Origin of the sequence: Anoxybacillus sp. MB8, from assembly GCF_011006755.1 — a bacterium.
Lineage (GTDB): Bacteria > Bacillota > Bacilli > Bacillales > Anoxybacillaceae > Anoxybacillus > Anoxybacillus gonensis.
Map to the genome: position 1 here is coordinate 1 of NZ_RXXX01000081.1, position 2839 is coordinate 2839.

Sequence of the window (2839 nt, forward strand, 5' to 3'; positions counted from 1 at the left end):
AACGAATCGAAGGTGGCGAAGAGGCGAAAGGATCTGTTTGGAAGCAAATGACGGAGAGTAGAAAGAGAGAGGAAGGGAAATATTGAGCCACCCTTAGAATGTTGAAAAGAAGATAGAGAGGAGAAGCAGCATGAACATTGTTATCAAACGGCTCGATCATATACAAATTTGCATCCCAATCGGTGCAGAGGACGAAGCGCGGGATTTTTATTGAATTAGCCGAGAACACTCGTGACTTTAGTCATGAGGTGAGTCGGCTTGGTTTTTTGTTTGCATACTCGACATATGTCAATATATGATTTGATTTAAAATACTTGTATTTAAAATGAGTCCAAAAATCCTCTGACATATGTTATCCTATCATTGAGGTGAACAACATGTCGGAAGTGAAACGTGGCAGAGAATATGTGTAATCCATTCAATATCATATGGTATGGTGTGTGAAATACCGTCACAAGGTGTTGGTTGACGATATCGATACAAGGCTAAAAGAAATCTTAAATCAAATTGCGAAAGAACATGGTTTTACGATTTTACAAGTGGAAAGTGATGGCGACCATGTTCATTTGCTCATGGACTGCACTCCACAACACTCTATTCCGAATATCATCAAAGCATGAAAAGGTGTGAGTGCGAGGTTGCTGTTTAAAGAGTTCCCCCAACTAAAAGAGAAGTTGTGGGGAGGGAATCTGTGGAATCCTTCTTACTTTGTCGCAACCGAAAGCGAGCGCACAGAAGCGCAAATACGACAGTATATCCAAAATCAGAAAGCGAGGTGAGAGCGATGTTCGTCCATAAAGCATACAAATTCCGTATTTATCCAACCAAAGAACAGGAAATCCTCATTGCCAAAACATTCGGTTGCGCTCGTTTTGTGTTCAATCATTTCCTTGCCGAATGGGAACGTGCGTACCGAACAACAGGAAAAGGGTTGACATACAAGGCTTGTTCTTCTCAATTAACCAACCTAAAGAAACAATTTGTATGGCTAAAAGAAGTGGACAGCATTGCGCTCCAAACCTCGCTGAAACATTTATCCGATGCGTACACCCGATTTTTTCAAAAACAAAATAACAAACCACGTTTTAAATCAAAAAAGAACAAGGTGCAATCGTACACAACAAAGTACACGAACGGAAATATTGCCGTTGTCGGCAATCGAATCAAACTCCCGAAACTTGGGCTTGTGCGTGTTGCGAAAAGTCGGGAAGTCGAAGGACGCATCTTGTCTGCGACGATTCGACGAAACGCAAGCGGAAAATATTTTGTGTCGATTCTTGTAGAAACAGAGGTGCAACCACTCCCTAAAACGAATTGTGCCATCGGGATTGACTTGGGCGTAAAACATTTTGCGATCCTTTCAGACGGTACGACATATGCCAATCCAAAGTTTCTTCGCAAGCTTGAAGAAAAATTAGCGAAAGCCCAGCGTATTCTTTCTAGGCGACAAACGGGAAGTTCGAATTGGCATAAACAGCGAATCAAGGTTGCACGCCTACACGAGAAAATGACAAATTCCCGAAATGACTACTTGCATAAACTCTCGACCGAGATTGTCAAAAACCACGACATCATCGGAATTGAAGATTTGCAAGTGTCAAACATGATGAAAAACTACAACTTAGCCAAAGCCATTGTCGACGTATCATGGTCAACATTTACAGATATGCTCATGTACAAAGCGACATGGTACGGCAAACAAGTGGTGGTAGTGGCAAAAAATTTTCCATCTAGCCAATTGTGTTCTCATTGCGGATACAAAAACAAAGACGTGAAACATCTTTACCTTCGTGAATGGAAATGCCCTTCATGTGGCACACATCACGATCGAGATGTGAACGCAAGTATCAATTTGAAAAACGAAGCCATTCGGCTTCTAACCGCAGGAACTGCGGGGCTAGCCTGCTCATTCTCCCTTCGTTAGAAGGGACAGCGCAGGAATCTCGTGGCTTCAGCCATGAGAGGTTCAAGCTTGTTACATTTTCATTGAGCGAAATGTTTGCTTTTCTTTGTTTCTTCCTTTTCAATAAAGTTATCTGATTTTTTGGCGTATGAATATATTGGAATGTTATCGTGAATAGGAGAGAAGCGGATGAAGATTCGATCAATTGAACCGACACCAAGTCCCAATACAATGAAAGTGTTGCTCGATGAAGAGCTTCCATTCGGAACAAGCTACAACTATAAGCCAGCGCAGGCTGAACAAGCTCCTGAAATCATTAAGCAATTATTGAAAATCGAAGGTGTGAAAGGCATTTACCATGTCGCTGACTTTTTAGCTGTGGAACGGCATGCGAAATATGATTGGAAACCGATTTTAACAAAGGTGCGCGAAGTGTTTGGCGAACAGGTGGAGGATCTTAAAGAAAATGAATCGGTGCGCAATGAGCATTTTGGCGAAGTGAAAGTGTATGTGCAAATGCTTTATGGCTTGCCGATGCAAGTGAAGTTAACGGACGGTCACGAAGAGAGACGAGTGGGGTTGCCACAACCGTTTGTCGATGCAGTGCTAGAAGCGCAAAAACATGCGGGGAATATTGTCGTGGAGCGGAAATGGGTAGAAAAGGGCGTTCGGTACGGAACATTTGAAGAAATCGGCGCTGAAATTGTCGAGGAGTTGTCTGCTGCTTATCCGCCAGAACGGCTCGAGCGATTCGTACACATGTTTAAACAAGGGGAGCAGGCGAAAACACAAAAACGAACAAGTGTTCAAGTGACTGAACAAATGCTAGATGATCCGGACTGGATGAAACGATATGCAGCGTTGGAACAGATGGCAGAGCCGACGGAAACCGATTTGCCCGTATTGGCAAAGGCGTTAAAAGATGAGAAAGTAGCG

The 2839-nt window shown here is 42.9% G+C and carries 2 protein-coding genes and 2 pseudogenes; all 4 read left to right on the forward strand.

Translation table 11 applies throughout. From position 1 onward, the window contains the following. Nucleotides 1-130: 130 nt before the first annotated feature. Nucleotides 131-211 (forward strand): annotated as a pseudogene (locus EKC99_RS15955) (VOC family protein); the annotation flags it as partial. Between the two features lie 217 nt (nucleotides 212-428). Continuing rightward, nucleotides 429-779, forward strand: a pseudogene (gene tnpA / locus EKC99_RS15130) (IS200/IS605 family transposase). 5 nt (nucleotides 780-784) lie between these two features. Beyond that, complete coding sequence (gene tnpB / locus EKC99_RS15135) at nucleotides 785-1924, forward strand: IS200/IS605 family element RNA-guided endonuclease TnpB (protein ID WP_163152628.1); 1140 nt, start codon at nucleotides 785-787, stop codon at nucleotides 1922-1924. A 168-nt stretch (nucleotides 1925-2092) separates the two neighbouring features. After that, a partial coding sequence (locus EKC99_RS15140; RefSeq protein ID WP_163152630.1) for a virulence factor occupies nucleotides 2093-2839 on the forward strand: 747 nt, incomplete at its 3' end.

Excerpts from the sequence above, each read along its gene's own strand:
- tnpB (WP_163152628.1), top strand. The coding sequence starts at position 785 with ATGTTCGTCCATAAAGCATACAAATTCCGTATTTATCCAACCAAAGAA.